This window comes from Arthrobacter wenxiniae, assembly GCF_013376105.1.
Taxonomy (GTDB): Bacteria; Actinomycetota; Actinomycetes; order Actinomycetales; family Micrococcaceae; genus Specibacter; species Specibacter wenxiniae.
Map to the genome: position 1 here is coordinate 1 of NZ_JAAMFM010000008.1, position 22,565 is coordinate 22,565.

The 22,565-nt window shown below is 68.1% G+C and carries 25 protein-coding genes; 7 read left to right on the forward strand and 18 right to left on the reverse strand.

Annotated features, from left to right (window positions below):
* Window positions 1-274 precede the first annotated feature (274 nt).
* From G6034_RS07455 to fabF, 5 genes are all read left to right on the forward strand, one after another.
* Window positions 275-1,549 carry a PucR family transcriptional regulator gene (locus tag G6034_RS07455; RefSeq protein ID WP_176634482.1) on the forward strand — a complete coding sequence of 425 codons (1,275 nt, stop codon included), beginning with the start codon at window positions 275-277 and terminating at the stop codon, window positions 1,547-1,549.
* 153 nt (window positions 1,550-1,702) lie between these two features.
* The gene (locus G6034_RS07460; protein WP_176634483.1) at window positions 1,703-2,644 is read left to right on the forward strand and encodes an acyltransferase domain-containing protein; all 942 of its coding nucleotides are present in this window, start codon (window positions 1,703-1,705) and stop codon (window positions 2,642-2,644) included.
* Window positions 2,641-3,702 (forward strand): beta-ketoacyl-ACP synthase III, encoded by a 1,062-nt coding sequence (locus tag G6034_RS07465; RefSeq protein ID WP_176634484.1) that lies wholly within the window; start codon window positions 2,641-2,643, stop codon window positions 3,700-3,702. Before G6034_RS07460 ends, G6034_RS07465 begins: the two co-directional genes overlap by 4 nt.
* Before the next feature lie 101 nt (window positions 3,703-3,803).
* Complete coding sequence (locus G6034_RS07470; protein ID WP_038462997.1) at window positions 3,804-4,049, forward strand: acyl carrier protein; 246 nt, start codon at window positions 3,804-3,806, stop codon at window positions 4,047-4,049.
* Window positions 4,050-4,182: 133 nt separating this feature from the next.
* Window positions 4,183-5,442, forward strand: coding sequence for a beta-ketoacyl-ACP synthase II (gene fabF, locus G6034_RS07475; protein ID WP_176634485.1), 1,260 nt, complete (start codon window positions 4,183-4,185; stop codon window positions 5,440-5,442).
* 159 nt (window positions 5,443-5,601) lie between these two features.
* Here the strand turns inward: fabF and G6034_RS07480 are convergent, their stop codons facing one another.
* From G6034_RS07480 to G6034_RS07500, 5 genes are all read right to left on the reverse strand, one after another.
* Window positions 5,602-6,105 (reverse strand): DUF3145 domain-containing protein, encoded by a 504-nt coding sequence (locus G6034_RS07480; RefSeq protein ID WP_176634486.1) that lies wholly within the window; start codon window positions 6,103-6,105, stop codon window positions 5,602-5,604.
* Between the two features lie 249 nt (window positions 6,106-6,354).
* Window positions 6,355-7,293 carry a tyrosine recombinase XerC gene (locus G6034_RS07485; RefSeq protein WP_176634487.1) on the reverse strand — a complete coding sequence of 313 codons (939 nt, stop codon included), beginning with the start codon at window positions 7,291-7,293 and terminating at the stop codon, window positions 6,355-6,357.
* Window positions 7,294-7,349: 56 nt separating this feature from the next.
* Complete coding sequence (locus G6034_RS07490; RefSeq protein WP_176634488.1) at window positions 7,350-7,904, reverse strand: O-acetyl-ADP-ribose deacetylase; 555 nt, start codon at window positions 7,902-7,904, stop codon at window positions 7,350-7,352.
* Window positions 7,905-8,041: 137 nt separating this feature from the next.
* The gene (locus G6034_RS07495; RefSeq protein WP_176634489.1) at window positions 8,042-9,325 is read right to left on the reverse strand and encodes a DNA-processing protein DprA; all 1,284 of its coding nucleotides are present in this window, start codon (window positions 9,323-9,325) and stop codon (window positions 8,042-8,044) included.
* Window positions 9,322-10,653 carry a YifB family Mg chelatase-like AAA ATPase gene (locus G6034_RS07500; protein WP_343037983.1) on the reverse strand — a complete coding sequence of 444 codons (1,332 nt, stop codon included), beginning with the start codon at window positions 10,651-10,653 and terminating at the stop codon, window positions 9,322-9,324. The genes G6034_RS07495 and G6034_RS07500 overlap by 4 nt, the downstream gene beginning before the upstream one ends.
* A 16-nt stretch (window positions 10,654-10,669) precedes the next feature.
* Here G6034_RS07500 and G6034_RS07505 point away from each other — a divergent pair, with 16 nt between their 5' ends.
* Complete coding sequence (locus G6034_RS07505; protein WP_176634490.1) at window positions 10,670-10,927, forward strand: hypothetical protein; 258 nt, start codon at window positions 10,670-10,672, stop codon at window positions 10,925-10,927.
* The gene (locus G6034_RS07510; protein ID WP_176634491.1) at window positions 10,924-11,808 is read left to right on the forward strand and encodes a tyrosine-type recombinase/integrase; all 885 of its coding nucleotides are present in this window, start codon (window positions 10,924-10,926) and stop codon (window positions 11,806-11,808) included. Before G6034_RS07505 ends, G6034_RS07510 begins: the two co-directional genes overlap by 4 nt.
* A 140-nt stretch (window positions 11,809-11,948) precedes the next feature.
* On the opposite strand, the gene G6034_RS07515 is transcribed toward G6034_RS07510, so the two are convergent.
* The 13 genes from G6034_RS07515 to lepB all read right to left on the reverse strand — a co-directional run bounded on the left by G6034_RS07515 (window position 11,949) and on the right by lepB (window position 22,527).
* Complete coding sequence (locus G6034_RS07515) at window positions 11,949-12,170, reverse strand: hypothetical protein (RefSeq protein ID WP_176634492.1); 222 nt, start codon at window positions 12,168-12,170, stop codon at window positions 11,949-11,951.
* A 266-nt stretch (window positions 12,171-12,436) separates the two neighbouring features.
* Window positions 12,437-13,867 (reverse strand): phage major capsid protein, encoded by a 1,431-nt coding sequence (locus tag G6034_RS07520; RefSeq protein WP_176634493.1) that lies wholly within the window; start codon window positions 13,865-13,867, stop codon window positions 12,437-12,439.
* Between the two features lie 242 nt (window positions 13,868-14,109).
* The gene (locus tag G6034_RS07525; RefSeq protein WP_176634494.1) at window positions 14,110-14,343 is read right to left on the reverse strand and encodes a hypothetical protein; all 234 of its coding nucleotides are present in this window, start codon (window positions 14,341-14,343) and stop codon (window positions 14,110-14,112) included.
* Window positions 14,344-14,886: 543 nt separating this feature from the next.
* The gene (locus tag G6034_RS07530; RefSeq protein ID WP_176634495.1) at window positions 14,887-15,207 is read right to left on the reverse strand and encodes a hypothetical protein; all 321 of its coding nucleotides are present in this window, start codon (window positions 15,205-15,207) and stop codon (window positions 14,887-14,889) included.
* Window positions 15,204-15,416: a hypothetical protein gene (locus G6034_RS07535; RefSeq protein WP_176634496.1), complete on the reverse strand. Its 213-nt coding sequence runs from the start codon at window positions 15,414-15,416 to the stop codon at window positions 15,204-15,206. Before G6034_RS07535 ends, G6034_RS07530 begins: the two co-directional genes overlap by 4 nt.
* A gap of 2 nt (window positions 15,417-15,418) precedes the next feature.
* Window positions 15,419-15,763 carry a hypothetical protein gene (locus G6034_RS07540; RefSeq protein ID WP_176634497.1) on the reverse strand — a complete coding sequence of 115 codons (345 nt, stop codon included), beginning with the start codon at window positions 15,761-15,763 and terminating at the stop codon, window positions 15,419-15,421.
* 140 nt (window positions 15,764-15,903) lie between these two features.
* Window positions 15,904-17,388: an AAA family ATPase gene (locus G6034_RS07545; protein WP_176634498.1), complete on the reverse strand. Its 1,485-nt coding sequence runs from the start codon at window positions 17,386-17,388 to the stop codon at window positions 15,904-15,906.
* Entirely contained in the window at window positions 17,388-17,663 is a 276-nt protein-coding gene (locus tag G6034_RS07550; RefSeq protein WP_176634499.1) for a hypothetical protein, read from the reverse strand. The genes G6034_RS07545 and G6034_RS07550 overlap by 1 nt, the downstream gene beginning before the upstream one ends.
* A gap of 681 nt (window positions 17,664-18,344) precedes the next feature.
* Window positions 18,345-20,024: a recombinase family protein gene (locus tag G6034_RS07555; protein ID WP_246295438.1), complete on the reverse strand. Its 1,680-nt coding sequence runs from the start codon at window positions 20,022-20,024 to the stop codon at window positions 18,345-18,347.
* A gap of 6 nt (window positions 20,025-20,030) precedes the next feature.
* A complete protein-coding gene (locus G6034_RS07560; protein WP_176634501.1) occupies window positions 20,031-20,387 on the reverse strand; it encodes a YraN family protein in 357 nt (118 codons plus the stop codon).
* A gap of 221 nt (window positions 20,388-20,608) precedes the next feature.
* Entirely contained in the window at window positions 20,609-20,941 is a 333-nt protein-coding gene (locus tag G6034_RS07565; protein ID WP_110501570.1) for a DUF2469 domain-containing protein, read from the reverse strand.
* A 63-nt stretch (window positions 20,942-21,004) separates the two neighbouring features.
* The gene (locus tag G6034_RS07570) at window positions 21,005-21,679 is read right to left on the reverse strand and encodes a ribonuclease HII (protein ID WP_176634502.1); all 675 of its coding nucleotides are present in this window, start codon (window positions 21,677-21,679) and stop codon (window positions 21,005-21,007) included.
* Complete coding sequence (gene lepB, locus G6034_RS07575; protein ID WP_176634503.1) at window positions 21,679-22,527, reverse strand: signal peptidase I; 849 nt, start codon at window positions 22,525-22,527, stop codon at window positions 21,679-21,681. Before lepB ends, G6034_RS07570 begins: the two co-directional genes overlap by 1 nt.
* Window positions 22,528-22,565 lie beyond the last annotated feature (38 nt).

A 22,565-nucleotide genomic window follows, 5' to 3' on the forward strand; every position in this document is an offset into this window, starting at 1 on the left:
GGGCACGATCGACCCCGGCACACCCCGCCAGGCCGCCGAAAAATACGACCTGAACAACGTCAACGCCGGCACCACCGGCAACGCCGGAGGCGACAGCTAAACCCCAACACCTCCCGTTCGAGGCACATGAAGGGGCCGGCGCAGGCAGATTGCCTGCGCCGGCCCCTTTGCACGTCCCGGACAGCCGGCCGCCGGGCCGGGCACATCCTTGCGTCCGCATTGTCGTATTCGCACAATTAGCGGTATTGGCCGCCGGAGGACATATCCTCGAGGAATGGCAGTTACGAATTCCGGTGCGGGGGCCGTCCCCGCCGCAGCCTCCAAACTGACTCCGCAGGACCGTGTCCCGCAACAGGCCCGGCGGGCCAACGGCACCTCGGAGACCCTCAAGCGTCTGCGCGCCAACATCGGCCCGCTGTCGACCACCATGCTGCGCGAACTTGAAAGCACGCTGCCCTGGTACCGGCGCCTCAGCGCCGATGAGCGGTCGTCACTGGGCCTGGTGGCGCAAAACGGGATCTCGGCGTTTGTGTCCTGGTATGAACACCCGTCCTCGCCGAGCTGGGTGCTTTCCGATGTCTTTGGCACGGCCCCCACCGAGCTCACGCGCTCCATCAGCCTGCAGCGGGCGCTGCAGCTCATCCGCACGGTGGTGCAGGTCGTGGAGGACCGCGTCCCCGAACTGGCCAGCGCCACGGAGCAGGTTGCCCTCCGCGAGGCAGTGCTGCGGTACTCGCGGGAAGTGGCGTTCGCCGCCGCCGACGTCTACGCCCGGGCGGCGGAGAACCGCGGCGCCTGGGACACGCGGCTGGAGGCACTGGCCGTTGACGGGATCCTGCGCGGGGAGAATCCGGACGCCCTGCAGTCGCGCATCTCGGCCTTGGGCTGGACCTCGCACAACCGCTTCACCATCATGGTGGGACCGGCCCCCGCCGAGGCGGACGCCACCTTCCTGGCGACGTTGCGCCGGGCCGCCGGCCGCTTTGCCGCGGATGCCATGGTGGGCATCCAGGGCGACCGGCTGATCCTGGTGCTCGGCAGCGTCGCCGACCCCGAAACCGCCTACCTGCGCCTGAGCGAGCTGTTCGCGCCCGGTCCGGTGGTCTATGGCCCGCTGGCCGCCACCCTGGCGGACGCCACGGCGTCTGCCCTGGCAGCGTTCGCGGGCATGGCCGCGGCCAAGGGCTGGACGGGCGCGCCGCGTCCCGTGTCGGCTGAGGACCTTTGGCCTGAGCGGGTCATGGGGGGCGACGACTCCGCCCGGCGGGCGCTGGTCTCAAACATTTATCGGCCGCTGGTCACGGCTTCCAACGGACTCATTGAAACGCTCAACAGCTACCTGCAGCTGGGGCACTCCCTCGAGGCTGCGGCCAGGGACCTGTTTGTCCACTCCAACACTGTCCGCTACCGGCTGCGGCGGGTCTGCGACGTCACCGGCTGGGATCCGCTGATCCCCCGCGAGGCCTTTGTGCTCCAGACGGCACTGGTGGTGGGACGGCTGGCCACCACGCCCAAGCAGGCGCCCGACCGTCCGGCCGCACGCGGCTGAGCCCGTCCCGCAACGCCGCCGCCGGGCCCTCCAGGGCATCGCGGCGGCGCCTCGGCACGGCCCCGATATTGTAGACTTCCTACAAATCAACCTCGTGAGCTTGGTGCACGCAAACACCGTGCAAAGACCCTTAAGTTTGGAAAGCTGGTAAATGTGCTTGCAATAGTCTGCCCTGGTCAGGGTTCCCAAACGCCCGGCTTCCTTTCGCCCTGGCTCGAACGTCCCGGCGTCGAGGAAAGATTGGCGTCCCTCAGCGAGGCCGCGGGCATCGACCTGCTGGCCCACGGCACCACCTCGGATGCTGAAACCATCAAGGACACCGCCGTGGCCCAGCCCTTGATCGTCGCCGCCGGGCTGGTGGCGGCCGAAGCCCTGCTGGACGTCCCCCTGGAATCCCTGCAGGTGGTGGTTGCCGGGCACTCCGTCGGGGAGATCACCGCGGCGGCCCTGACCGGCACCCTGTCCAGCCAGGACGCCATGGCGTTTGTGCGGGTGCGCGCCAACACGATGGCCGACGCCGCCGCCGCCACCCCCACCGGCATGGCCGCCGTGGTGGGTGGGGACCCGGAGGAAGTCCTGGCGGCGATTGCCGCCGCCGGGCTGGCACCGGCCAACATGAACTCCAAGGGACAGACGGTTGCCGCCGGAACCATGGAGCAGATCGCCGCGCTCGTGGCCGCCCCGCCAGCGAAGGCCCGCGTCATCCCGCTGCAGGTTGCCGGCGCTTTCCACACCCACCACATGGCCCCGGCCGTCTCGGCCCTCGAGGCCCTGGCCCCGTCACTGTCCCCGCACGCACCCAAGGTGCCGCTGCTCTCCAACTACGACGGCGCCGTCGTACCTTCCGGAAAAGCGGCACTGGAGTCGCTCATCGCCCAGGTGTCGCGGCCCGTCCGCTGGGATCTGTGCATGGAGACCATGTCCGCCATGGGCGTGACCGGCCTGATCGAACTTACGCCGGCCGGGACCCTGACCGGCCTGGCCAAGCGCGGCATGAGCGGTGTTGCTACCGTTGCAGTGAAAACACCGGACGATTTGGAAGCCGCCAAGCGATTGCTGTCAGGGCACGCGCAGCAGACAGAGGACAGCAAATGAGCACACCCACGCTGAAACAGCACACAGCCCGCACCGGGGCCCGCATTTTGGGGATCGGTGCCTTCCGCCCCGACGTGATTGTCACGAACGACGACGTCTGCCAGTGGATCGACTCCTCCGACGAGTGGATCCGCCAGCGCACCGGCATCGTGACCCGCCACCGCGCCCCCCGCGATGTCTCAGTCGTCGACATGGCGGTGGCGGCCGGGGCCGAGGCCATCAGGAGCGCCGGGATCGAACCGTCACAGATCGGCACGGTGCTGGTCTCGACCGTCACGCACCCCTACGCCACGCCGTCGGCCGCCGCGCTGATCGCCGACCGGCTCGGCGCCACGCCGGCCCCGGCCTACGACATCTCCGCGGCCTGCGCCGGCTACTGCTACGGCATCGCCCAGGCTGATGCGCTGGTGCGGGCCGGCACCGCCGAATACGTGCTGGTCATTGGGGTCGAAAAGCTCTCCGACGTCATCGACAACCACGAACGCACCATCTCGTTCCTGCTCGGCGACGGCGCCGGCGCCGTGGTGATCGGACCCTCGGACGAGCCCGGCATCAGCCCCAGCGTCTGGGGGTCCGACGGCGGCAGGTGGGACACCATCGGCATGACGCACTCCCTCATCGAGGTGCGCGACTTCAGCGACCAGGCCATGAAGGCCGACGACATTGAATCCGCCGCGGCCGACGAGGCCCATGCAACCCTGTGGCCCACCCTGCGCCAGGACGGCCAGACGGTGTTCCGCTGGGCCGTGTGGGAAATGGCCAAGGTGGCCAAGAAGGCGCTCGACGACGCAGGCATCACCGCCGCCGACCTGGGCGCGTTCGTCCCGCACCAGGCAAACATGCGCATCATCGACGAGCTCGCCAAGCAGCTCCGGCTGCCCGCGCACGTGATCATCGGCCGCGACATTGCCGACGCCGGCAACACCTCCGCGGCGTCCATTCCGCTGGCCACGCACCGCCTGCTGGCGGAGAATCCCGAACTTTCCGGTAAACTCTCGCTTCAGATCGGCTTTGGTGCCGGACTGGTGTTCGGCGCCCAGGTGGTCCGCCTCCCCTAGATTCAGATAGCAGGTCGGGCCGCAAACGTGGTTTGATCAACACTGCCTGAAAAGATCAAAGCCCTTGATCACAGCGAAAACAACAAACGAAGGAGCCGTCAATGGCTAGCAACGAAGAAATCCTGGCCGGCTTGGCTGAAATCGTCAATGAAGAGACCGGCCTGGCGCCCGAGGCGGTTGAGCTGGACAAGTCCTTCACGGACGACCTGGACATCGACTCGATTTCCATGATGACCATCGTCGTCAACGCCGAAGAGAAGTTCGACGTCAAGATCCCCGACGAGGAAGTCAAGAACCTCAAGACCGTCGGTGACGCAGTCAGCTTCATCGCCGGCGCACAGGCGTAATTCATCGCCCTTGCTGCCCTCCTCCGCTAGTGCGATACGGGGCATTCGTGGGTGGCCGGCACGTTACGTGCCGGCCACCCACAGCAGTAATTGAGTATGTCCTGTACATTTTTCTTTTTCAGAGAGTTGAACCATGGCCCGCAAAGTAGTCATCACTGGACTCGGAGCAACCACGCCGATCGGCGGCGACGTCCCCACAACGTGGAGGAACGCGCTGAAGGGTGTATCCGGCACTCACACCCTGACCGACGAATGGGTGGAGAAGTACGACCTCCCGGTACATTTCGCGGCCCGGGTCACGACTCCCGCCTCCGAGACCCTCAGCCGCGTGGAAGCCAAGCGCATGGATCCCTCAACCCAATTTGCCGTGGTGGCCGCCCGCGAGGCCTGGAAGGATTCGGGCCTGGCGGAGATTGACCACGACCGCCTGGCCGTCGCCTTCGCAACCGGGATCGGAGGGGTCTGGACGCTGCTGGACGCCTGGGACACGCTGCGTGAAAAGGGCCCGCGCCGGGTGCTCCCCATGACCGTTCCCATGCTCATGCCCAACGGCCCCGCCGCCGCGGTGAGCCTCGACCTGGGTGCCCGCGCCGGAGCCCACACGCCGGTGTCCGCCTGCGCCTCCGGCACCGAGGCCCTGCACATCGGCCTGGAGTTGATCCGTTCGGGCAAGGCCGACATCGTCATGGCCGGTGGCGCCGAGGCTGCCATCCACCCGCTGCCCATGGCCGCCTTCGCCGCCATGCAGGCCCTTTCGAAGCGCAACGACGACCCAGAACATGCCTCGCGGCCCTACGACCTCAACCGTGACGGCTTTGTCATGGGCGAGGGTGCCGGCGCCCTGGTCCTCGAGGCCGAGGAACACGCCCTGGCCCGCGGCGCCCGCATTTACGGCGAGCTGGCCGGCACGTCCGTCACGGCGGACGCCTACCACATCACCGCCCCGGATCCGGAGGGCCTCGGCGCCACCCGCGCCCTGAAGGCCGCCTTGTTCGACGCGCGCGCCCAGGCGACCGACGTGGTCCACGTAAACGCCCACGCCACCTCCACGCCGGTGGGCGACCGCCCCGAATACATCGCACTGCGTGCCGCCCTGGGCGACCACGTGGACAATGTGTGCGTCTCCGCCACCAAGTCCCAGATGGGGCACCTGCTGGGCGCCTCGGGGGCCGTTGAGTCGGTGCTGACAGTCCTGGCCGTCTACCACCGCCTGGCGCCCGTCACGATCAACCTCGAAAACCAGGATCCGGAAATCCCCCTCGACGTTGTCACCGGCACGCCGCGTGAACTGCCCGAGGGACAGGTGATGGCCCTGAACAACTCGTTTGGCTTCGGCGGCCACAACGCCGTGGTGGCCATCCGCAGCACCGGCCCCAAGGTCGAGCTGGCCTAGGCATTCCTGGAAGCCTTCGGCGCGATGGCGGCTCCGACCTTTCGAGGTGGGCGCCGCCTTTCCGTTAAGGTTGGCGATGATGACGCCCCGCTGCGTTGGAGATAATGACGCCCCAACGGCCCCGGAGTGGGACTTGTCGCGAACCTCGAACGCCGCGTGTCAGCCGACGTGGTGGAGCCAGCGCACCGGGGCCCCGGCCGCCGCGTGGCGGAACGGTTCAAGTTCCTCGTCCCAGGCCTCGCCCAAGGCCAGCGAAAGCTCCTGGTAGACGGCAGACGGTTCGCCCTTGCCTGCCTCGTACGCGTAACGGATGCGGTCCTCGGAGACCATGATGTTGCCGTGGACGTCGGTGACGGCGTGGAAGATGCCCAGTTCCGGGGTGTGCGACCAGCGGGAGCCGTCGCAGCCGGCGCTGGGCTCCTCGGTAACCTCGTAGCGGACGTTGGCCCAGCCGCGCAGCGCGGAAGCAAGGCGCGCACCGGTGCCGGCGGGGCCGTACCACACGTACTCCGTACGCATGACATTGGGCGCCGCGGGCTGTGGCGTCCACTGCAGCCCCGTGCGCTGGTCCATCACACCCGCGATGGATGATTCGATATGTGGGCACATGACAGCCGGGGCTGAGTGCACAAACAAGACACCGCGCGTCATTACGACGTTCATTCCATCCTCCATTGCAGTAGGTGCGTCTTCCCCAACGACCTTCAAACGGATGGAACCTGACGTTGCACGGAGCCGGATGTGACCGACCCTAAACTGCCGAAACCTCTTTTTCCCCGTGGGTTGGGCCGGAAAACCGCCGTCCGCCCCATGGCTCCCTCCCATTGTGCCGTAGCCGCGTCAAATGCGCCACCACAAGCGGCATGGTGTCGCACGGGCCCCGCCCGCGCCCTCGCTTGCCCACCCCACGGTTCAGGCCCTGGGGTGCGCCTGCCGGTAGCCGTCGCGGAGCCGTTCAACCGACACATGGGTGTACAACTGCGTCGTCGCGAGGGAACTGTGGCCCAGGATTTCCTGCACGGTCCGCAGGTCGGCGCCCCCGTCGAGCAGGTGCGTGGCCGCTGAATGCCGGAGCGTGTGCGGCCCGGTGGCGGAGGTGTCTCCCAGCGCGGCAAAGACACGTCCGACGACGGTGCGCACTGTCCGCTGGTCGATCCGCCCTCCCCTTTGGCCCAGGAAGAGCGCATGGCCGCTGTGGTCCCCGGCCAGCGCCTGCCTTCCCCTGGCCAGCCACTTGTCAACGGCAGTGCCTGCCGGCAGCCCGTATGGCACCACCCGTTCCTTGTTGCCCTTGCCCAGGACGCGGAGGGTGCGCCGTTCCCGGTTGACGTCGTCAATGTCGGTGCCTGCAAGTTCGCCGACACGGATGCCGGTGGCATACAGGAGCTCCACCATGGCATGGTCGCGGAGGGCTGTTGCGTCGCCGCCCGCTGCGGCGTCCGCAAGGCCCGCCATGAGCCGCTGGATTTGCTGCTGCTGCAGCACGGCCGGGAGTGCGTGGTCCTGTTTGGGGGCCTTCAGCCGCAGTGCCGGGTCGACGTCCAGAAGCTCCTCGCGGAGGGCCCAGGCGGTAAAGCTGCGCGCCGTCGCGGCGCGGCGGGCCAGCGTGGAGCGCGACATGCCCGCGGCGCTTTGCTCACCGAGCCAGCGTCGCAGCAGTGGCAGCCCCAGCCCGTCCAGTGTGGCAACCCCCTCGGTGACCGCGTGGATGAGCAGCGCGTCGACGTCGCCGCGGTAGGCACGGACAGTGTGCGCCGACCTCCCCCGTTCCGCGGCCAGGTATCGCTCAAAGCCCTCGGCTGCCTTGGCCAGTGGTTCGGGCAGGCGGGCGCGTTCTTCATGGTCCACCATCCCACTGTGCGCCGTCCGGCCCGCCCGGGCAAGCTGACCCGCCGGTGCGCCCCGGGTCAATCCACGGCGCCTCGGAACGCCCGCGCCATGTTTTCCGCGAACGCCACGAGAACCACGGACTCCGGCATCCTCGGCACACGGCGGCCTGCAGCATTGGGCCCGGCGGCCGCCAGGCCTGCCGCCGCTGCCGCCAGGCCTGCCACCGCTGCCGCTGCGACGTCTTCCGCGGCCCAGCCGTACACTCCCCCGCCGATCGCCGGAAACGCCACGGACCGGGCGCCAAGATCCGCGGCCACCTCACAGCTCCGCCTGAAGCAGTTTTCGAGCAGCTTCGGGTCCACCTGGCCCGCCCGCCTGTTGGGTCCCACCGTATGGATCACCCAACGGGCAGGAAGCCGGCCCGCCCCGGTGGCAGCGGCTTCCCCCACGGGCAGGCCCCCAGGAAAGCGGGTGCGCCGAAGTTCCCGGCATTCGGCGAGCAATTCGGGACCCGCAGCTCGGTGGATGGCGCCGTCCACCCCGCCTCCGCCCAGCAGCCCGGAGTTAGCCGCGTTGACGATGGCGTCCACCTCCAGCCGGGTGATGTCCGCCTGCAGAACCGTGATGTCCATGGCGTCCACGCTATCAATCGAGCCGGCATGGGCGGCCGTTGGGCACGCAACCGCACCCGGCGGCAGCCCCGTGACCGGGCAAGGCCGCCGCATCAAGCAAGCGCCGGCCTGCGCCGGGCTCGGGCCTCGGCCTCGGCTCAACCGCCGCGTTTCCAGCCCGTGTCCAGCCGCCGGGCCAGACCCAGCAGTTCCAACCGGCCCAGCCCCGCCAGCACCGACGCGGTCCCGAGGCCGGCCACGACGCTGAGCTTGTCCACAGAGGTGGCCGAATGAAGTGGAAGCGCGTCCAGGAGCAGGAGGTCCTCCACCCCGAGCCCGTCGTGCAGGGCCGGTGCCCCACGTTGTTCGGGTACCAGGTTGGAGCCTGCCTCGCCCGCGAGCTCGGCAATGTCCGCGGCGTCAGTGACGCACACTGCCGCCCCTTCGCGAAGCAGCCGGTGGCAGCCGGCCGAATTTGCCGAATACACCGAGCCCGGCACCGCGCCCACGGAACGGCTGAGGCCCGCTGCGTGGTGTGCCGTGTTCAGCGCGCCGGAGCGCCACCGCGCCTCCACCACCACCGTCACCTCGCACAGTGCGGCGATGAGCCTGTTCCGTTGCAGGAAGCGGTAGCGGGTCGGGTTGGTGCCCGGCGGAACCTCGGCGACGATGGCACCCTGCTCGGTGACGGTGCGCAGCAGTTCCTCATTTCCGGACGGGTAGAACCTGTCCACGCCGCCGGCCATGACCGCCAGAGTGGGCGGCTGCGCCACGCCCCCGGCACCGGAGCCGGCCCCGGTACGGCCCTGTGGCACCGAACCCCAGTAGGAGGGGTCCTGCCTGGCCGCCGCAAGCGCGCCCCGGTGGGCACTTGCGTCGATGCCGTATGCGCCGCCGCTGACCACCGTGTAGCCGCGCTGTACAAGCGCTGCTGCCATCTCCCCCGTGGCATTGGCGCCGTAGCTGGTGCTGTCCCGCGAGCCGACCAGGGCAATGCAGCGCCGTTGTTCCGGCAGGTGAAGCACGCGTCCGCGCATCCACAGGGCAATCGGCTCCGCCAGTTGCAGGTCCGCCAGGGCGGGCGGCCACGCCGGGTCCTCCGGAATCAGCAGCCCCCCGCCGTACCGCTCCACCACGGCCAGGTCGCGTTCCGGAGCCAGATCCGCAAGCCGCGGCCTCCACCGCCCCAGCGCATCCGCCAGGCCCGGCCACCGGCCAGCTCCGGTCTCCGCCAGCACGGCCGTCATTTCCTGTTCCAGCACGGCGCTTGACTCCGCTCCGCTGCGGATGAGGGCCAGCGCATCCACCGGGCCGGCCACCGAAATGAGTGCCAGTCCGGCCAGGTCGGACGGTTCCATGAGCCGGGTCAGCGCCGCCCGGGCGAGCCGGACGTCGGCATTGCCCCGATTCAGGGTGCCCGGGTCCACAGTGGTGGCGTTCATAGTCCTTCTCCTCGTTGTCGCAATGTCAGGGCCAGGCCCACGTCGTCGGCGCAGGGCCGGGGCCGCCCCTGCAGATCGGCCACCGTCCAGGCCAGGCGCAGCACGCGGTCGTAGCCGCGGGCGGACAGGCTGCCCTGGCCCATGGCACGGTCCAGCAGCGCCGTGTCCGCCGACGGCAGGCGGAGCGGGCCGCGCAGGATCCTGCCGGTGAGGTCGGCGTTGTGAACCAGTCCGAAGGGGCGCAGGCGCTCCCGGGCGGTATCCCGCGCCAGTTTCACGCGGACAGCCACCTGGTCGGTGCTCTCCCGCGGGCCGGCATCGGAGAGCTGGGCAAGTTGTACACGGTTGACCTGCAACTGGATGTCCACCCGGTCCAGCAGCGGGCCGGACAGGCGTCCGAAATAGCGCCTCCGCGCCATGGGCGTGCATTCGCAGCTGATCCCCTTGCCCGCGGCCTTGCCGCAGGGGCAGGGGTTCGCGGCCAGCACCAGCTGAAAGCGCGCAGGGTAGGCCGCCGTTCCCGCCGAACGGTGCAGTACCAGTTCGCCGCTCTCGAGGGGCTGGCGCAGGGCATCCAGGACCCGCTTGTCGAATTCCGGTGCCTCGTCGAGGAAGAGCACGCCCCGGTGGGCGCGGGAAGCGGCCCCGGGCCGCGGGATGCCGGTGCCGCCGCCAATGATGGACGCGGTGCTGGCCGAGTGGTGCGGGCGCTCGTAGGGCGGGCGGCGGATCAGCGCGTTGGAGCCGCGGCGCACCTGGTCCAGGGAATGGATGGCCGTGACTTCCAGGGCCTCCTCGTCGCTGAGTGCGGGCAGCAGTCCGGGCAGGCGCTCGGCGAGCATGGTCTTGCCCGAACCCGGCGGCCCCACCATCATCAGGTGGTGCCCGCCGGCGGCCGCGATTTCCAAGGCCAGGCGAGCCTCCGCCTGACCGGCCACCTCGGAGAGGTCCGGCGGGGCCTGCTCCCCGGCGGACGCGCCGTCGTCGTCGGACCCGGCGGCAGCGGGCGGGCCGTCCGGCACGGCAAGCACCAGGTCCTGGGGGTCGGCGTCGAAGTCGGCGACCACTTGCGCGAGCGAGCCGTAGCCGCGCACCTTCGCACCAGCCACCAGCTCCGCCTCGGCGAGGTTGGGCTCCGCCACGACGAATTCCTTCCAGCCCGCCTTGATGGCTGCCAGGACGGCGGGCAGCACGCCGCGGACCGCCCGCAGCCGACCGTCCAGGCCCAGCTCGGCTATGAAGACCGTCCCCCCGGTCCGGCGCACGTCCCCGGCCGCCTCCAGCGCCGCCATGACGATGGCCAGGTCGAAGAACAAGCTTTGACACACTTACCTAGGAGTCATCATGGGCACCACGCGCACCACACCACCGGCCGGTTGGGAACTGCAGGCCGTCCCGGCGGACGTCGACCCCGCCGGCTGGGCCGACGTCTACGAATCCCGCCACCAGACCAAGGACGGGTCCACGTTCGTCTACGGCTCCTGGTGTGACGGCATCCTGGAAATCGTGGTCGAGCAGGACGGGAGCGAGATTTCCCTGCCGTCCGGGTGGGCGGCCCGGCAGCTGGCCGAACTGCTCTATGACCTGGCGAGCCGGTCATGAGCGCGGCGCCCAGGGCCCCGCTCCGGCACCCGCCCATGCCGGCGGCCACCGAAGCCCATGCCGGGGAGCTCGCGGCCGTGCTGGCCGGGTGGCGGCTCTGGCAGGAGTCCGTCAGCGCGTCGGAACGGACCATAGCGGACCGGGCCCGCACCATCAAAAACCTTGTCGGTTTCGCCGGGTGTGGGCCGCTGGAAATCACGCCCGCGCACATTATCGGTTTCATGACCAGGCCGGGACTCACGCCCGGCACGCGCCTGACCTACCATGGCGCAATCAGCGCGTACTCCGCGTACCTGGTGGCGGCGGGGTTGCGTGAGGATGACCCCGTGGGCCGGGTGCCGAAGCCGCGCCGCCGCGCCGGCCTCCCACGCCCCATCAGCGAGGCACAGCTGCAGGCCGTGCTGGCGGCGGCGAACCGGCGCACCACCCGCATGATGATCCTCCTCGCCGCCTTTGAGGGGCTGCGCGTGCACGAGATCGCCAAGATCAGGGGTGATGACTTCGACCTCGACGCGGGGCTGCTGTACGTGGTCGGCAAGGGTGCGAAGGAGGCCACCCTGCCGGTGCACCCGCTCGTTCTGGCCGGGGCCGCCGGCTTCCCGGCGGACGGCTGGTGGTTCCCGTCCCCCAGGAACGACGGACCCATCCACCGCACCGCGGTAGGCAAGACGATCCACGACACCCTGGCCCGTGCCGGCGTGCACGCCACCCCGCACCAGCTGCGCCACTACTACGGCACGGCGCTGCTCCGCAACGGTGCCAACCTCCGCGTGGTCCAGGAGCTCATGCGGCATTCGTCCGTGGCCACCACTGCCCTGTACACCGAGGTTTCGGACGTGCAGCGGCGGGACGCCATCGCCGGGCTGTTCGCGGGGGTCTGACGTGAAGGAGCCCCGCACCAGCACTGGTGCGGGGCTTCCTGTGTGGCGCTGGCCGGGTCACCGGCCCCTGAAAAAGAGCCTCGCCGGCCATCGTTCCCCTTGCCCGTGAACAGCTCATAAAGAGTGGGCTGGGGTGGCGTTCACGCCACAGTCTCGGGGTCCATCCTGGGCCGCCCCGCAGCCTCCCACGCGGCGGCCCAGGCGGCCGGGCTGTTGAACCAGTCCGGGATGCGTTCACCAGGGCAGAAAACAACCTCCGTGGCCGTGGCCGGGTGCACGTGGTGCGCGTAGTCGGTGAAAACTTCCGGCACGCCCTGCCCGTCGAGCGGCGCCAGTGTCAGCGGCTCCTGGTTGTGCAACATGCTGTTTTCCTATCTGTAAGGCAAAGCCCACGCCGGCAGGGTCTCGCCGGGAACAAACGTGACCAGCTGGCCCGTGACCGGGGACAGGAGCGTCATGATGTGGGTGCAGTTCGTGGGCGGGACCGGGACCGGCGGCGCCCCATCCGGTTCCCGCCTATCACTGGCCCACTCATACAACGGGGAGTTGAGCGTGATTTCTGGGACGGTGGGACGCCAGGACGGATTCTTGACCCACCCCGGCGTTCCCTGCCCCGCACCAAGAACCATTACAGCCCGTTCAGGTACCGGTATACGCCGAACGCGGACGGCCGGGCCGGCTGAATGTCTCCGCGCCAGGTGATCACAAACGCGGTCTGTCCGAGGTCGGCGTAACGCTCCGTCAACACCTGCACGGTCATCTCGAGGCGCTGCCCGATCAGGAGCTCTTCCCAGTTGCCGATGAACGCGTCAGCCGCGGTGCTGCTGGTGCCCTTCGTCATGCCCTTAGCCACCTGGTTGGAGACGTACACCGGCAGGTCGTTCAAGTCGTCCGGCTTCCGCAACGGCTGGCCCAACGTGTCCACGAGGCCGGCGTACTTTTGCATGAGCCGGGACGGGACAATCAGCCCTGTGGGCGTTTCGTTCAGGTTCTCCAGCGTGTAGTCCAGGGCCAGCCATTCCGCGTAGTTCGTGGGCGTGGTGCCGTTGGTTGCGGAGCCGCCTAACACGTTGGCGGGCAGTACCGCGTTCAGCGCGGCCAGGACGCCGCGCGGGTTGGGCGGAACAGGGAAGTTCGCGCCTGACGGGTCACCGGTCAGGATGCCGCCATACAGGGCCAAGCGGTCCAGCGCCAGGCCCATTGACCTTCCCATTGCGTTCTTGACCAGGTCTTCCGCGTTTTCCGCGTCCTGCAGCCACTCGTTGGTGACGACGACCATGCAATTCATCGTCTTGGCAACCAGGGTGACCATGTCGAAGCTTGGATCGCTGGCCGTGATCGCGGAACCCTCAGTGCGGAATGCCGAGGTGGGGTCCGCCGTCAGCCTTCCGATATTGACTGTTTGCGTGCCCATCGGGACCAGGCTGGCGCCGGCCTTGAACACGGCCGCGTTGTTCCGGGCCAGGTCGATAAGCTCCGAAGACCAGGACACCGGCACGACAGCCGAGGCGCCCGAGGTGGTCAGGGACCGCAGCAGGTTTGTGATGCCGCCGTGCATCGCCGTGGTGGCCTGCTCACGGGCAGCGTCAGCAGCCCTGGCCCGCTGCACCGCCGGATGATCCGCGAACCGCTGCCCGGCCACCACGGCCGCCGGATCCTGCGAACCGCGGACGGTGAACTTCTGGCCCGCCGAACGGGCACCGGCACCGGCACGGCCCACAGGCTGCACCGCCTCCGCGTCCCGGCCGCGTTCCAGCGGGGCGCCGTGACTGTCATACAAGGGGCCGGCCCCCGCACGGGCCACGGCATCATCCTGCGCCTGCTCCCGCTCAAGCTCCGCAATGCGGGCATCGAACGCCTTGATTTCCTCGTCAAGGCTGGCCCGCGACTTCCACAAACTGTCGTAGGAACGCGCCTGCTCCGGCGTAAACGAGACACGCCCGGAACTTTCCTCCCGAATGGCCCGCAGCTTGTCAAAATCCGCCTGGGTGTCGTTGAACTCACGAACCTTTACGGCCCGGTTTTCCTGAACCCGCCTAATAAGTTCTGCAATGGTCATGATTTCGCCCTCCTGGGCTTGGGCCTGTGGCCCGAAAAAGTAATGGGATCATGCGCCACAAGGGCGTCTTGTCGTCTCGCGTTGCCTGGCAGGCCGTGGCGGTCAGGAAATCTGCGTCAACTGGCGGCCCACCATTTCGCCGGGCCAGGTTGCCGGGCTGGCCGTGGCGGGCCGGGCAAACTGGAACCGATGGTAAAACCGTTGCCCGCATTCTACGCCCGAATCACAGCCGTGTCATTCACTCACAAGTCCCCAGCCCACGCCGCCCACTCCGCCGTGTCCTCCGGACCCCGCGGCGCCCCCGCCACGAGCCGGTCAATGACGTTGGCCAGGCGGCTTTGCATCGTCGAAACGATATTGTGTTCGCCGGTGGCCACGGCCCGGTCAATGAGCCGCGCATCATACAGGGCAAGCTCCCGCCACACGGGGCCCCAGAACCCGCCCGCGCCGGGCGGCAGCTTCCCCAACTCGGCCATGACGGACAACTCGATGGGGCCGGGACCGGCCGGCACATCCGCAGGCGGCGCGGGCGGGCCAGCCCTGCGCCGCCGCGCTGCCGCCGCGTGGGCCGCCCGGCACCCGGCGCAGCGGCAGCCCTTCCGGTAAGCGTTGTCACTGGCCGCGCCCGGCGCGTGTGTTCGGTTTTGTTCAGTCACGGCGTTGTCTCCTGCCCATGGTGCCCCACCGGCCGTTCGTCGGGGGGAGAAAAAAATGGAAATGGCGCGGTCGCCCGCATATCGCCCGGTAGAAAAAAACCTGCCCTGTGCGGCCCTGTGTGCCCCGCTGAGCGCCCCGCACCCCCCGGGTGGCTCCCGGTACCGGCAAGGGCGTTCCGTTTGATTTGGGACGTCATGGCGTGTCTGTCGTCGTGTCCTGCTGTCGTGTCGTCACGCTGTCGTGTCGTCACGTCGTCACGACAGCGGCGTGTGTGGTGGTGCTGTGCCTGTGTGCCACGCACACACAGGCAGGGCGTGGTGCTGTGCCTGTGTGGGTGGCGTGGCGTGTGCATGGCATGGCGCCTAGTCCTTGCCGTCGTCGCTGGGTGGTGTGGTGGTGTCGTTGACGGCGGACTCGAAGTTCAGGGCGCCGCGCCCGATGGCTGCGCGTGCGCCCTCCTGTGTGCCGTGCAGGTCCAGGAGCAGGTCTCCCAGGTTCATCACGAGGCAGCGGCAGAGTTCGGCGGCGTAGGACAGGCGCAGGTGTTCGGGCTGGGCCATGACCAACGCACGGACGTTCAGCTTGGGGTCTGCGTTGGTGTTGACCTGGGCGGTGGCGAGGGCGAACACGTCACGGCTGACGTTGAGCATGAATTGTTCCTGGGTGGCTGGGGTGGCGTTCATTCGGTGTCTCCTGGCGGGTTGCGGTTTGTTGTTTCGATTTGGTCTGCGAGGTCGTGCAGCCGGTCGGCCATGGTGCGGGCCTGTGCCGGTGTCAGGTGGGCTTGCAGGATGTTGTTGGTGAACAGGCCGATGCCTGGCAGTTCGGTTCCGTCCGGGTAGCGCCACGCCCAGCAGCGGGCGCGTGCACGGGGGCGTGGGCTGTTGCTCATGGCTAGTTCTCTGCTATCCAGTCGAGCGGTGCGCGGTATCCCTTGGCGGCGGCCTTGGCGGCGCGGCGGGCCTGGTTGGCGTCGGCGGTGTCCACACCGGGGCTGCGGTAAAGATGGGTGATACTGGCCAGCGCGGCCTTGGCGGTGGCACAGTCCGGCGGGAATCCGATGAAGACGGCCCAGCGTTCGGCGTCGGCCCGGACGAGGGCGGCGTGGCCGGGGCTGTCGTCATCCCATATTGAGGCCCAGTCGGTGACGAGGCAGGGCGTCCCGTCTGGCAGGTGGCCCGTGATGAATCCGGCGTCGGTTGGGTTGTTCTGCGTGCCAGTGCTGGGGCTGGTTGTCATGATGCTTTTTCCTTGTCTGTTTCGCTGGGTGTGTCAGTGTGTCTCGGGTGTGTCTCGGGTGTGTCTTAACACGGTGTCTGTGTGTGTGTCTCCCCCACTTTCTTAAGGGGAGACACACTGACACACCTGAAAACGGCTATTTATGGGTACTTTTTCAGGTGGTGGTGTGTCTGCGAATTATTGGTTCCGTTTTGGATTCTGATGTAGCCCTCGGCCGCCAGTAATGCGATGGCTGCAATCTTCCGTGGCCGGCCTCCGCGCACGTTGTCCAGGATGGTTCGGAGCGACGGAGGTTTGGGTGCCTGTTCGATGAGTTCGGCCACCTTGGTCAGGGTTTCCTCGTCCCGGTCGTCGGGCGGCATCGGTTCGCCTTGCGGCTCGAGCGTGTAGTCAATGTGCCCGGGCGTGGTGGAGTCGATGACGGCCACGGCTATTTCCTGGGTCCTGTTGGTTTTGCTCCACGCGCCGGCCTTGGGTCGCACCTGGCCGGGGCGGTCCTTGCCGACGCGCAGGCCGAGCCGGCCCACCAGGCCCACGCCCAGGGGTGCAATGACTTCGACCATGTAGGAGGCGCCGGACAGGTAGGACATTTTGGCTTGGGCGCCGATGGCGTACCGGCCGCGGCCGTCCGCTGATTTGGTGACGTGGTCGACGACGACGACGGCGGCGCCGGTCCTCCTGGCAATGACGCGGGGCACGGCCCGGCCCCATTTGGTGACTTCGTCGTTGTCAATGGATTTGACGCCGAACACGGCGAACGCCTCGGTCACGCCGTCGATGACAACCAGGGCGTAGCGGTTGTTGAGCAGGCTCTCCCAGGCGCCGAGTTCTTTTGTCATGCCGAAGGGGTGGCATTCGGGGCTGATGTAGTGGAGGTGGGCGGCGATGTTTTCCGGTTTGGCGCCCAGCTGTTTCTGCAGGTTCACCGCGGTTGTTTGTGTGTCTTCAAAGTCGATGATGAGGACGTCTTGGCCGGCGTTGAGGAGCCGGGCGGTTTCGGCGTGCATGAGCATGGATTTCCCGGATTCGGACTCTCCTTGCAGGGAGTGGACCTTGCCGGGGTAGAGCAGGAACACGCCGTCTGTGCGGGGCATGATGGTGGGCAGCAGCGGCTTGTATGTGCCGTTGATGGCGGCCGTCAGGTCTTGGGGCGCCCATGAGGCCGGCTCTTCTCCCGCGTCTGGCACGGGTTCCCCACCCGCTGTGCCCGGGGCCGGCGCGGGTGCTGTGCCGGTGGCGGGCCAGCCGTTCATCCATTCGTTCACGTCGGCCAGTGGTTTTATGACCCTTGGCTGGACTGCACCGGCCGGCAGCGCACTGCTGAGGGTCTGTTTGATCTCCGCGTCCTCCAGGCCGGCAAGGCGTGCGGCGGCGGTAAGCTCCTGCACCACCAGGTTGCCGGGTAGTTCCCCGCCGGCCACCAGCTGGGCGAGGTTGAAACCGGCCCGGTTTAGTGTGTGGTTGCGGGTGCCTTCGGGTGCGTTTTGAACTGCCGCGCATTCCTCGGCCAACGCCTTGGCGGCGCCGGGGTTGATTGTGCCGGCGTAGGCCGCCGGCGGGGTGTAGGCCGTGGGTGCTGTTTTTGGGTGGTTCATCGCTTCCCGCAGGACGCGTGTGTCGACCATCAGAGGTCCCCGCCCGTCTCTTCGCGCAGCCGGGCCAGGTTGGGCAGGACGTGTTTGAACGCGTTGGCCAGGGCGCAGGCTTGCTCGTAGTCGAGAAAGAGCACGTCCTCGCGTGCGTAGGTGCCGAAGCCTCGCACGGCAACGCCGCAGGCGCCTTCGGCCCATATGGCGTGGATGATGAGTCCGTGCGTGTGGATTTGCGGGCCGGTGTATGCGTCGGCCCCGAGCCGTGCGGACAGTGCCGGGGACAGTTCAAAGTCCGTGTCTGCGGTCATTCGGGGCATGCGTGTTTCGCTCATGATTCACCGCCGAGCAGGACGGCCAGGGTGTCGAGCTGGGCCGCGGTGAGGGGCGGCATGCTGGCGACAATTCGCGCGGCCCGTGCCAAAATGGGATCATCAGCAGATCGCGGCGCCGCCTGGGCAGGGCGGCGTTTGCTGTCTCCGGGGTTCATCGTGCGCCGGCTTCGCGGTTGGACGTGTCCGCGTGGATCATTTCGTCAAGTTCATTGAGGTCGAAGCGGACCAGGCGCGGGCTGATGCGGTAGCGGGTGATTAGGCCGAGTTTGGCCCACCGCCAAATTGTGCCTTCGCTAACCTGCTTGTATGTTGCAGCGTCTGGGGCGCTTGCGAGCCGCCGTGTGGACATTTTGGACACCTCCGAAGAATCGTTCTCTTCGGTGTGGCACCGTAAGCGCTAACCCCCACGAAGCGGTCAGTTACGGCTTCACCTTTGTTGCCTCTGCATCTGCGTAATAGGTGCCGTTCTCGTGGAATACAAACGGCTTTTGGTGGTGAACCAATACCTCAATCATAAACCCTTATCGGCGGCTATGTGAGTAAAGATGACAAGTTTTGTCAACCAATTTACGCGCTGGGGGAGTATTTTATGCGCTGTACGTATTGTTTAGGATAATTCACACGCTGGGCGCGTACTTTATGCGCCGTACGCATTGTTTAGCCCTCCCGCAGTTCCACGGTGACGGATTCGGTGTCAAAGTACGGTTCCCCGCCGCGCCAGCCCTTGGTGCGGCCCTTCGCCTGGGGGTGGATGGTGACTACCGCAAGGGCGGCCAGCACGGCGCGCTGGCGGCCGACGGCGGCGTCCAGAAATACCTGCGCCGGGTCGGGCGCGGAGGCGAGCCCCGCCATGGATGCGGCCATGCCCACCGCCCCGAGCCGGGCCTCCACGTCCCGGATTTTCCCGTCAAGGTTCGCCGTCGCTATGCGCACCTGCGCCCCGGTCAGGTCGCCGTTGGCGTAGTCGACGGCCAGCAGGTCGCGGCGGGTGCGCAGGGCGGCGGCCTCGGCCCGCAGCGGTGCCACCGTGTCGGGCCGGGCGGTGGTGAAGCGGGCCAGCGTCTCGGGCCTGCGCAGCAGGCCGGCAATGACGCCGCGGACCAGCTTGTCCGTCTGCGCCTGGTCGCGGGTCACGTGGGCGCCGGACTTGCACCGGTAGACGCGCCGCCCGCCGGTCGCTGCAGCGGCCCGGACGGTGCCACCGCACACCGCGCACAGGTACAGCCCGGAGCCGAGCCACCGGCCCGTGTTGCCCGTCGTCGTGGTGCGGGCGGGGTCTTTGAGTTTTGCGGTGACGGCGCGCCAGGTTTCCTCGGGCAGGATGCCGGGCCAGTTCGCCGGCCCGGTAATCTCGCCCCGGTTTTCCATCCAGCCGGCGTTTCGCGGGCGTAGCAGGATGCGGCGGAGCGCTATTTCATCCATGGGGTGTGCGCCGGCCGAGGATGTGGTGATGCCGTCCGCGGCCATGTCGCGTGCCACGCTGCGCAGGGACTGGCCCGCAATGAACTTGTCCGCCGCCCGCACCAGCGCGGCGGCTTCGGCGGCCCGCGGCGTCACCCCGTCCGGTTCATAGCCGAACGGGCGCGGCCCGCCCCGCCACTTGCCCATGTCGGCGGCCTGGGCCTTGGCCCGGATCATGCGCTCCCGCATGTGCTCTATCTCGTGCTGTGCGAGGACACCGCCCATGCGGGCCACCATGCGCCCCTGTGACGTGGCAAGGTCCAGCGGCCCGCCCTGCACGGTTTGCACCTCCACGCCCCGCGGCTCAATCACGTCAATGAATCCCTCGAGTTCGGCCGTGCGGCGGTGCAGCCGGTCGGTGTGCCAGGCAAGAATGGCGTCAATCGTCCCGGCCTCCACGTCGGCCAACAGGGCCTTGTATCCTTTACGGACGCGGCGGCGCTGATAGGCGCTAATGTCGTTGTCCACGTAGACGGCGGCAACGGTCCAGCCCAGGCGGGCCGCCAGCGTCCTACAGTCCTCTTCCTGGCGTGCCACGCCAAGTCCGGCGCCCTCGTGGTCGTGGCTGATGCGTACATAGATTCCGGCGGCTCTGCCATTGCTTTTCATAGTGTGTCTATCATAGACTTTCGAAAGGTCGAAGCCGGAGCCTTTCTTGGGCAGCGAGGCGGGGACCAGGTTGACGGTGATCTTGCGCCGGCTCAGGGGAATGCCCGAGTTCTGGGCGGCCGAACGGATGCGTTCGCGGGCCTCACTCAGGGCGGCGTCCGGAAGCCCCAGGAGCACAAAGCTGGGCAGCGTCTGCCCGATGTCGGCCTCGACCTCGATGACGTGGCCGTTGAGCCCCACGAGGGCCACCGCCAGCGCCCTGCCCATCCCCACTCAGGCCACGCCCTTGAGGTGGTCAATGCTGGGCGCCGACCGTCCATCCATGATGATTCCCACGGCGTCAATGCGCAGCGCGCCGATGACATGCCGGTGTTCACGCGCCCAAAGGACCGCCAGGGTCCTCAGCCGGCGCAGCTTGGCCGCCGTCACGGCCTCCAGCGGGTCGCCGTAACGGCGCGACTGCCGTGTCTTGACCTCCACGATCACCAGCTCGGAACCGTCAAGCGCCACCAGGTCAATCTCCCCGGACGGGCAGCGCCAGTTGCTGTCGATGACCCGGATTCCCTTATCCTCCAGGTAGTCCGCCGCGACCCTTTCGCCGCTCCGGCCCAACGTGTCTTTCGCTCTCATGGCAACCTCCACTGCCAGAGTGGCGGAAAATTCCACGCCGCGGCAGGGGCAGCTGCCCGAATGTGGACGGCACGCGCCCGGACTCCCCCTGTGGAGGAACAAACTGTGGAGGAACAAACTGTGGAGGAACAAAAAGGCGGGGACGACGCCGGAACCCCCATTCCGCCGTCGTCCCCGCCCACGTGGGGCGGCCCCTTGCCGGGGTCCTGCGGCCGGAGCCGTCAGCCGAGCGGGCCCAGCTGGCCGTCCTTGGGGATTTGAAGGTCGTCGGTCTTGATCAGTTCCTCGACATTGACGTCCTTGAAGGTGATGACGCGGACGTTCTTGACGAAGCGGGCCGTGCGGTAGACGTCCCACACCCACGCGTCCTGCAGGGTCAGGTCGAAGTAGACCTCGCCGTCGGCCGAGCGCGCCTGCAGGTCAACGTGGTTGGCCAGATAGAAGCGGCGCTCGGTCTCCACCACATAGCTGAAGAGGTTCACCACGTCCCGGTACTCGCGGTAGAGCTGCAGCTCCATGTCGGTTTCGTAGTTCTCCAGGTCCTCAGCGCTCATGCTTCCATCATCCATCACCGGGGGCACTGCGGACGAACGCGGCCATACGCCGGCGGCGAAACGCTAGGTGAGCCGCCAGGTCCTGCGGTGGAAGCCGGTGGGTCCGTGCCCGGCGATGGCGGCCCGGTGCGCGGCCGTGGCGTAGCCCTTGTTGCCGTCCCAACCGAACTGCGGGAACTCCTGCGCCAGCTCCACCATCATGGCGTCTCGCTCCACCTTGGCGAGGACGCTGGCGGCGGCCACGGACAGGCAGGTCAGGTCCGCCTTGATGCGGGTCCGTACGGTCATCGACGCGCCGGAATCCGCTCCCGCAGGAGTGCCGGCAAAAACGAGTTCCGGCTGCACGGGCACGGAGAGCCAGTCGTGGTTCCCGTCCAGGATGACGTAGCCCGGCAGCAGTTCGGCGGCCACCGCGGCCAGGGCGCGCGTCCCCGCCAATCGCAGGGCGGCCATCAGGCCGACCGCGTCGATCTCCGCCGCGGACGCGTGTCCCACGGCATGCGCCTGCGCCCACGCCTGGATCGCCGGCACCAGGGCCTGGCGCACCGGCCCGCGCAGCAGCTTGCTGTCCTTCACGCCGGGCAGCTCGGCGGCGGTTGCGGCGTTGATGACCACCAGGCCCACGCTGACGGGTCCGGCCAGCGCGCCCCTGCCCACCTCGTCGCAGCCGCCCACCAGCGTGTAGCCCTGGGCCGCCAGTTCACGTTCCCACTCCAGGGTGGGCGGCAGCGCTGCCACTATTTTCCCGTGGGGACGACGCCCGACGACGTCCCCTTGGTGACGCCGGCCGGTTCCGGCACATTGGCGAAAACCTTCGGGTAGTTCCCCAGGATGCCCACGTGGTTCAGCGGCCAGGCGATGACGATGGCGCGGCCCTCCACTGCGGAGATCGGCACGAAGCCGGTGCCGCTGTCCCTCTGGTGCGCGCGCGAGTCCTCGGAATTGTTCCGGTGGTCGCCCATGACCCAGATGTGTCCGGCCGGGACGGTCACGTCGAAGGTGGTGTCGGACGGCGAAGCCCCCGGAAACAGGTACGGTTCGGTGAGGGCCGCGCCGTTCACTGTCATTTTGCCGGCCGCGTCGCAGCACTTCACGTGGTCCCCCGGCAGGCCGATGACGCGCTTGACCAGGTGCTGCTGCGAGCTGTCCGGGGCCAGGCCGACAAAGGTGGCGACGTCGCCAATCCAGCTGAACGGGCCCGTCTTCGCCTGTTCCGGCGGAAGCCAGCCCAGGGTGTCCTTAAAGACGACGACGTCCCCCCGCTTGAGCGCAAACGGCTCCGGCACCAGCAGGTTCACGAAGATCCTGTCGTCGATGCGCAGGGTGTTTTCCATGGATCCGGAGGGGATGTAGAAGGCCCGGAACAGGAACGTCTTGATGAGGAAGGAAAGGACCAGGGCAATGGCGAGGATGGTGATGATTTCCTTCCCCCAGGACCAGACGCCACTGCTGAAGCGCTCCAGCGCCGTGGCCTCGGGCGCGTGCGCGCCGTGCCCACCGTGCGCGCCGGCGCCGTGCGCGCCGTCCGTTGCACCGCCGTCGTCCGGGTGGGACTGGCCGGGCTCGCCGGGCACGTTCTGCTCCATGGGGCTGGTTCCTTAAGTTTGTCGTTCAACAGGGGTGG

Bases quoted from the DNA above. Each gene is read 5' to 3' on its own strand.
- G6034_RS07505 (WP_176634490.1), top strand. From the start codon at position 10,670: ATGGGCACCACGCGCACCACACCACCGGCCGGTTGGGAACTGCAGGCC.
- G6034_RS07520 (WP_176634493.1), bottom strand. From the start codon at position 13,867: ATGACCATTGCAGAACTTATTAGGCGGGTTCAGGAAAACCGGGCCGTA.
- G6034_RS07540 (WP_176634497.1), bottom strand. From the start codon at position 15,763: ATGACAACCAGCCCCAGCACTGGCACGCAGAACAACCCAACCGACGCC.
- G6034_RS07560 (WP_176634501.1), bottom strand. From the start codon at position 20,387: ATGAGAGCGAAAGACACGTTGGGCCGGAGCGGCGAAAGGGTCGCGGCG.
- G6034_RS07490 (WP_176634488.1), bottom strand. From the start codon at position 7,904: ATGGACATCACGGTTCTGCAGGCGGACATCACCCGGCTGGAGGTGGAC.
- G6034_RS07550 (WP_176634499.1), bottom strand. From the start codon at position 17,663: ATGACCGCAGACACGGACTTTGAACTGTCCCCGGCACTGTCCGCACGG.
- G6034_RS07565 (WP_110501570.1), bottom strand. From the start codon at position 20,941: ATGAGCGCTGAGGACCTGGAGAACTACGAAACCGACATGGAGCTGCAG.
- G6034_RS07495 (WP_176634489.1), bottom strand. From the start codon at position 9,325: ATGAACGCCACCACTGTGGACCCGGGCACCCTGAATCGGGGCAATGCC.
- G6034_RS07455 (WP_176634482.1), top strand. From the start codon at position 275: ATGGCAGTTACGAATTCCGGTGCGGGGGCCGTCCCCGCCGCAGCCTCC.
- G6034_RS07480 (WP_176634486.1), bottom strand. From the start codon at position 6,105: ATGAACGTCGTAATGACGCGCGGTGTCTTGTTTGTGCACTCAGCCCCG.
- G6034_RS07485 (WP_176634487.1), bottom strand. From the start codon at position 7,293: ATGGTGGACCATGAAGAACGCGCCCGCCTGCCCGAACCACTGGCCAAG.
- fabF (WP_176634485.1), top strand. From the start codon at position 4,183: ATGGCCCGCAAAGTAGTCATCACTGGACTCGGAGCAACCACGCCGATC.
- G6034_RS07545 (WP_176634498.1), bottom strand. From the start codon at position 17,388: ATGGTCGACACACGCGTCCTGCGGGAAGCGATGAACCACCCAAAAACA.
- G6034_RS07555 (WP_246295438.1), bottom strand. From the start codon at position 20,024: ATGGGCAGGGCGCTGGCGGTGGCCCTCGTGGGGCTCAACGGCCACGTC.
- G6034_RS07515 (WP_176634492.1), bottom strand. From the start codon at position 12,170: ATGTTGCACAACCAGGAGCCGCTGACACTGGCGCCGCTCGACGGGCAG.
- G6034_RS07535 (WP_176634496.1), bottom strand. From the start codon at position 15,416: ATGAGCAACAGCCCACGCCCCCGTGCACGCGCCCGCTGCTGGGCGTGG.
- G6034_RS07525 (WP_176634494.1), bottom strand. From the start codon at position 14,343: ATGGCCGAGTTGGGGAAGCTGCCGCCCGGCGCGGGCGGGTTCTGGGGC.
- G6034_RS07510 (WP_176634491.1), top strand. From the start codon at position 10,924: ATGAGCGCGGCGCCCAGGGCCCCGCTCCGGCACCCGCCCATGCCGGCG.
- G6034_RS07465 (WP_176634484.1), top strand. From the start codon at position 2,641: ATGAGCACACCCACGCTGAAACAGCACACAGCCCGCACCGGGGCCCGC.
- G6034_RS07530 (WP_176634495.1), bottom strand. From the start codon at position 15,207: ATGAACGCCACCCCAGCCACCCAGGAACAATTCATGCTCAACGTCAGC.
- G6034_RS07470 (WP_038462997.1), top strand. From the start codon at position 3,804: ATGGCTAGCAACGAAGAAATCCTGGCCGGCTTGGCTGAAATCGTCAAT.
- lepB (WP_176634503.1), bottom strand. From the start codon at position 22,527: ATGGAGCAGAACGTGCCCGGCGAGCCCGGCCAGTCCCACCCGGACGAC.